We start from the raw sequence: 6,161 nt of genomic DNA, 5'->3' as shown, positions 1-6,161 counted from the left end.
AAGTTGGTTAGAGAATGAAATGGAATATGCACTCTTTGATAATGGAGAAACGAAAATAGAGCTATTATCCCGAGAAACGATGGCTGAAATCATTGGAGAGGAAAAACAATCTTTAGAAGGAGATGCTCAATCTAAATTTTTGCTTCAGTTTAAGGTGGCTGAGGTTGATAAAACGTATGACGATTTACACAAAAAAGGAGTGAAATGTGTGAATAAACCGCATGATCGCAAGGAATGGGGTGCCCGAGTTGCTCACTTCAGAGATCCAGATCATAACCTGATTGAAATATATAAAATGCTATGATTTTTCGACTTGCAAAATGATAGAATCAGCCTTTGATAACGTACCTTGTCCTTTTTATATACGTTCTAGAAAAGAAAACAAAGCCATCACACCCTTTGGACACTGAACTTACAGTATTTACGCTGGTTTGTTTGGTGTTCGTTTTTGATTAGATGAAAAAGGAGAAGTATCCACGAATCGAGGAGAAGCGCGGATACAAGGCAGCAGTACATGGATAGAGTTAATTGGTGGAAATGAATCGCATGATCCAAGTCCTTAATATCAAGCCTGCCTGCTATTTATTTTGTATTTTTAATTGTCGAAAACATAGGAATAATTCCACTTTTGAAAGATCTAGTTTATGGTACATTGATACATATATGGGAGGGGAGGGGGCATGGTTTCTGAAAGTAGATCTTGTAACTGGATGGAAGTAAGTTAAACGTACGGCATTTAAAGGGGAGGGTATAAGATGAATAAGCTAAAGAGACTAGGTATGCTAATGGTAATCATCGCATCATTGTTCGTTTTTTCTAGTCATGCACTTGCGGCTCAGTATTATACGGTTTCAACAAGCAGCGGTGCGCCTGTAAATATGCGCAGCGGCCCAGGTACAAGTTGGGGAATTGTAACGACCATTCCGAGCGGAACCCGCATCCCGATCTATTGCTACAAAACCGGTACAACTGTAACTGGAAAGTATGGGACGAGTAATATTTGGAATTACACAGAGCGGACGCTTGCAAGCGGCGAGATCGTTCCTGGTTTTGTCTCTGATACTTATATGTATACAGGCTCAGACGGTCCGGTTGTTCCTAAATGCAGCTGGTAGCATTGTTCTATCGATTCTCAAAATGAAGAAATTGAAGAAAGAGGGATGACATTGGCTAAACTGAGAATGCTCAGTATGTTAACCGTTATGATTGCATCATTATTCATTTTTTCCAGTCAAGCGCTTGCCGTTCAGTACTTTACTGTCTCAACAAGCAGCGGTGCGCCTGTAAATATGCGCAGCGGTCCAGGCACAAATTATCCTATTATGCTTTCCATTCCGAGCGGCTCCCGTGTTCCTTATTATTGTTATGCTTATGGAACAACAGTGACTGGGAAGTATGGAACGAGTAATATTTGGGACCAAATCCAATGGAAAGATTCCCGGGGGATCGTGAATATTGGATATGTGTCTGACACGTATGTGTACACAGGCTCAGATGGCCCAGTCGGTTACAAATGCAACTAGCGATATACGGATCTCCCTCTTAAGGGTCTATCAGAGAGAAACCATACCAATCACAATAGTTGGTATGGTTTTTGCTATGCTTGCGTCTTCTATTCCTGCATTTGTGGTGATTTTCAAAGTAGCTTCATGATGTTAGACACTGGTTGTTGGTGAGGACAAAATAACCAGCCGCTTTAGAGTTGTATTTAATGCTCTAAAATACGAAATTAAGATAGGGAACATCTCACATTACCGTTCTCGTTATTGAAAAGTTCTCTTAGTCCTTTTATGAAAATTTTAATCTATCCTTAACCCGTATGTTTATTTTTTTCTAACATGTCGTGTAACCTCTCAGAAAATTCTTTATGATGCATGGTGTACCCCGTATGATTTCCGGGGAATTCAACCAATTCTGTTTCCAAGTGTTCTGCTAGGGCGTTCGCGCAGCGATAAGGAAAAAGCTCCCGTGAAGCACTTCCGCCAGCTGGGATTATCTTCACCGATGCAGATGTAAACACAGTTTTTAATGCTTCGATATCTAATGTATAGTTGAGAATTCCTTGAATTTCATAATCAGTGAAATACGTTGAATTGCCGAGGAGCCGTTTTGTCAGGACATTCTTTGATTGTTCGTCAGTCTCTAATCTTGCTATTAACTTCGTGACTTCACCTCGATGATTTATCTTAAGGTCCTCCATGAATTGCTCGGCTTGTTTCAGCTCATTTCCATGCAGAAGCTGCAATAGGATTGGTTCGTGCGGGATCATGACACGTACTTGTTCAGGGTGGCGTATGCACAGATCAAGCCCTATAACAGCACCGGAGCTGCTTCCAAATACATAGGCCGGCTTATTGGTGATTTTAGCTAGAAGACGGTGGGCATCGTCGCTGTGTGTTTCCACACGGTAATTCTCAACCTGATGGGCGAGATTGCTGCGGGAATGGCCGCGGCGATCGTAAGTAACAACCGTGTACCAGTTAGCCAGATGATTGGCAACATGATGGAACTTGTCGGCATCACCGCCTCCGCCGTGGACCAAAAGAATGATTGGACCTGTGCCCCGCACCTGATAGTGGATGTTGGCGCCGGGTACTTGCAACGTTCCATTGTTTATCGTCATTTGTAAAACCTTCCTTTCTTCTCATCTCCCTTAACTTTACACAATGAGCCAATGGGATCATATGCAGGAAATAACTAAGAAACAAACTCGCCATATAAAAAGCACTGATTATATTTCATCAGTGCTTCCGTTTGGTTTATTTAGAGTAGACAATTTTTTTTATTGTTTCATCAGAGAGGTGATATTCCTCAGATAATTGATGAATGGTTTTGCCGTTTTTAAATGCTTTTTTAATAGAAGCGTTTCTGTCATCGATCAGCTTTCTTGTTCCTGAACACGCGCCCCATTTTTGATGAGAGGTTTCAGGTTTAGGAATATATATTGTTTCTCCTTGAACATACTTTTGAATTTCCGATATCAGCTTTTCAGGTAAAATAGCGGTTGCTTTTACATATGCCATTTCTGCCAGCTCCTTATTTTTTATGTTAAATAAGGTGCAAAGCCACTATATCAGAAAAGCTTACTTGGGCGATCTTTTAGAAAGTCTACCCCATGCAAAGTATCGCCTTCCCAATAATAGGCTTTGCATGGGACGTTGCGGAATCTGGCATTCTCATCTTGCTTGCCATTTACATCACCTCCATACCTATTTTCGATGATCATTTCCATTATAAATTAGAGTAAAGCTTTATGGCATCTTGTTAATGAAAGTTGAAGCAGTATGAAAATCAAAGGGGGAACTTCCAAGTAAGAAGGACTGAGGCTGATTGGCAAAAAATAGTAAGATGCAAGTTATATCACTTTGGATTCAAAATATTGACAAAACAATGTATTTTCAACAATAGGATAGCCTCTTCATGTATACTAAGTCTGGATTTACAATATTTAGAAGGAGGCAATAAAATGAATATCAGTTTGAAGAAAAAAGCGGGCTTCTGCAAAAAGGCAGCGATTTCATTACTTGTTTTCACCATGTTTTTTACCTTGATGATGAGCGAAACGGTTTTTGCGGCGGGACTGAATAAAGATCAAAAGCGCCGGGCGGAACAGCTGACAAGTATCTTTGAAAACGGCACGACGGAGATCCAATATGGATATGTCGAGCCATTGGGTGACGGGCGAGGCTATACATGCGGACGGGCAGGTTTTACAACGGCTACAGGGGATGCATTGGAAGTAGTGGAAGAATACACAAAGGCAGTTCCGAATAACAAATTGAAGAAGTACCTGCCTGAATTGCGCCGTCTGGCCAAGGAAGAAAGCGATGACATAAGCAATCTTAAGGGCTTCGCTTCTGCCTGGAAGTCGCTTGCAAATGATAAGGAATTTCGCGCTGCCCAAGACAAAGTAAATGACCGTTTGTATTATCAGCCTGCCATGAAAAGATCGGATAATGCCGGACTAAAAACAGCATTGGCAAGAGCTGTAATGTACGATACGGTTATTCAGCATGGCGATGGTGATGATCCTGACTCCTTTTATGCCTTAATTAAACGTACGAACAAAAAAGCGGGCGGGTCACCAAAAGACGGAATAGACGAGAAGAAGTGGTTAAATAAATTCTTGGACGTACGCTATGACGATCTGATGAATCCGGCAAATCATGATACCCGTGACGAGTGGAGAGAGTCGGTTGCCCGTGTGGACGTGCTCCGCTCTATCGCCAAGGAGAACAACTACAATCTAAACGGACCAATTCAGGTTCATTCAAAGGAATACGGTCATTTCGTAATCAAATAAGCATTGAATAAAGCGGCATCGTTTCTTGCCGCTGCATTCTCCGCATGATGTGAAAAAGACAAGAGACAAAAAAGCTCTTGTCTTTCCTATATATGATCGTTCAGCATAAATATTTTAGAAAAATGTCAGTATCAAGTAATGAATGTATCACCAGGCGTGTGCTTCAGGTGTCTCTCCTCCAGGTCCGGGAAAGATACTTTGTATATTCAATCGACCATCAAACGGTTGCCTGAAAAGTATCGAGAGGCGCTCGAGTTAACTGAATATCAGAGGTTATCACAAAAAGAGCTGAGTGAAAAGCTCGGCATTTCTTACTCGGGAGCAAAATCAAGGGTACAACGCGGAAGGGGAAAATGAAAACAGCTGCTTGAGGGATGCTGTCATATTGAAGCGGATCGATATGGAAATATCGTAGACTTTCGTTTTTTAAAGGAATAACTGATGAACAAAGTCAGTTTTCTAAAGTAAATTGGCCATCTGCTGCCAGATACGATTCTGCAATAGGAAGATGATGTTCCCGTTGATGTCGGCAAGAGATAGATGTATAATATAAATCGTAATGTTTTCGATTTAATAAAAAGGAGTGTTGGAATGAAGATTTTATTTGCAAAGAGGTTAGGTATATTAGCTATAGGTTCATTACTCGTATTGGCAGGATGTCAGACTTCCGATTCATCTAAAGGTGAGTCTAATCAAACAACATCATCCTCAGCAGCTGAAGAAAACTCTTCCAAAGCGCAAGAGCACACATCTGAAAGTCACACACATGAACATTCTCACGATCATAGTCATGCGCATGATAAAGAAACAGAAAAAATATATGAAGGCTATTTTAAAAACAGCCAAGTAAAGGATCGCCCACTTTCTGATTGGGAAGGAGATTGGCAATCTGTATATCCATACCTGCAAGATGGTACTCTTGACGAAGTGTTTTCATATAAATCAGAACACGAAGGCGACAAGACAGCTAAAGATTATAAAGAGTATTATAAAAAAGGTTATCAAACAGATGTTGACCGTATTGTAATCCACAAAGAAACTGTAACCTTCTTTAAAAATGGAAAAGAATATTCTGGTAAGTATACGTATGACGGGTACGAAATTCTAACATATGATGCGGGCAATAGGGGGGTAAGGTACATATTCAAACTAGCTAAAAAAGCGGAAGGGCTTCCTCAGTATATCCAGTTTAGCGATCATAGTATTTATCCGACTAAAGCTAGTCATTACCATCTCTATTGGGGTGATGATCGTGAAGCTTTACTTGATGAAGTCAAAAACTGGCCTACCTACTACCCGTCAAAAATGGATGGGCACGATATTGCCCATGAGATGATGGCTCATTAAATGATGATTATTCTATGAAGTATGGTGCTCTTTTATCATAAAGTATGGAATGAAATGTTTATACGCCCCTGTATTAGCTGCTGACCCTTCGCCAGCAGCTTTTTGTCCTCTTTAGTTTTTGGCGTTTTTTCTCTCCGCCGACGGTGATTTCTAAATTAAGGTGGTCTATAAGCCCGACAGCATCCAATTAAAAGTCAAGGGACTGCCCTGATGTTACTAGTTATCATTTTCTCATTTTGTTGAAATAGAAACAAAAAATGAATATAATATTGCTAGTGCACCAACTGGTGGGAGGGCAGGCCATGAACAAAGAAGAACAACTCATATTGAATTTCAGAGACTTATTTAACAAGATGGTGTTGCTTAATAAGTCTAAGATGGAAGAAAGTTTGAAGGGGTACAAACCTTCTGAAGTACATTGTATTGAATCCATTGGGAAAAATGCTGATAGCAATGTGAGAAAACTTGCGGACTCCCCTCAAAAACAAGACTAAAAAATAAACAGGAAAAA

At 40.5% G+C, this 6,161-nt stretch carries 7 protein-coding genes and 2 pseudogenes; 7 read left to right on the top strand and 2 right to left on the bottom strand.

Annotated features, from left to right (window positions below):
* The 3 genes from C1T29_RS15355 to C1T29_RS15345 form a co-directional block, all read left to right on the top strand.
* On the top strand, positions 1-304 hold a 304-nt coding region (locus C1T29_RS15355), incomplete at its 5' end, for a VOC family protein (protein ID WP_231516503.1).
* 451 nt (positions 305-755) lie between these two features.
* Positions 756-1,115, top strand: coding sequence for an SH3 domain-containing protein (locus tag C1T29_RS15350; protein ID WP_142393715.1), 360 nt, complete (start codon positions 756-758; stop codon positions 1,113-1,115).
* A 51-nt stretch (positions 1,116-1,166) separates the two neighbouring features.
* The gene (locus C1T29_RS15345) at positions 1,167-1,523 is read left to right on the top strand and encodes an SH3 domain-containing protein (RefSeq protein WP_103749966.1); all 357 of its coding nucleotides are present in this window, start codon (positions 1,167-1,169) and stop codon (positions 1,521-1,523) included.
* Between the two features lie 287 nt (positions 1,524-1,810).
* Here the strand turns inward: C1T29_RS15345 and C1T29_RS15340 are convergent, their stop codons facing one another.
* Together C1T29_RS15340 and C1T29_RS15335 are read right to left on the bottom strand one after the other, a co-directional pair.
* A complete protein-coding gene (locus C1T29_RS15340; RefSeq protein ID WP_095432881.1) occupies positions 1,811-2,623 on the bottom strand; it encodes an alpha/beta hydrolase in 813 nt (270 codons plus the stop codon).
* Positions 2,624-2,759: 136 nt separating this feature from the next.
* Positions 2,760-3,032, bottom strand: coding sequence for a CD3324 family protein (locus C1T29_RS15335; protein WP_255220428.1), 273 nt, complete (start codon positions 3,030-3,032; stop codon positions 2,760-2,762).
* A 434-nt stretch (positions 3,033-3,466) separates the two neighbouring features.
* Here C1T29_RS15335 and csn point away from each other — a divergent pair, with 434 nt between their 5' ends.
* From csn to C1T29_RS15315, 4 genes and pseudogenes are all read left to right on the top strand, one after another.
* Positions 3,467-4,303 carry a chitosanase gene (gene csn / locus C1T29_RS15330; RefSeq protein WP_095432882.1) on the top strand — a complete coding sequence of 279 codons (837 nt, stop codon included), beginning with the start codon at positions 3,467-3,469 and terminating at the stop codon, positions 4,301-4,303.
* Positions 4,304-4,498: 195 nt separating this feature from the next.
* A pseudogene (locus tag C1T29_RS15325) lies at positions 4,499-4,741 on the top strand (sigma factor-like helix-turn-helix DNA-binding protein); the annotation flags it as partial.
* A gap of 153 nt (positions 4,742-4,894) precedes the next feature.
* A complete protein-coding gene (locus tag C1T29_RS15320) occupies positions 4,895-5,650 on the top strand; it encodes a metal-binding protein ZinT (protein ID WP_095432883.1) in 756 nt (251 codons plus the stop codon).
* Positions 5,651-5,952: 302 nt separating this feature from the next.
* Positions 5,953-6,126 (top strand): annotated as a pseudogene (locus tag C1T29_RS15315) (MarR family transcriptional regulator); the annotation flags it as partial.
* Between the last annotated feature and the right edge of the window lie 35 nt (positions 6,127-6,161).

The sequence above is a fragment of the Bacillus sp. MBGLi79 genome, assembly GCF_002953915.1.
This window is presented reverse-complemented; position numbering and strand designations above follow the sequence as displayed.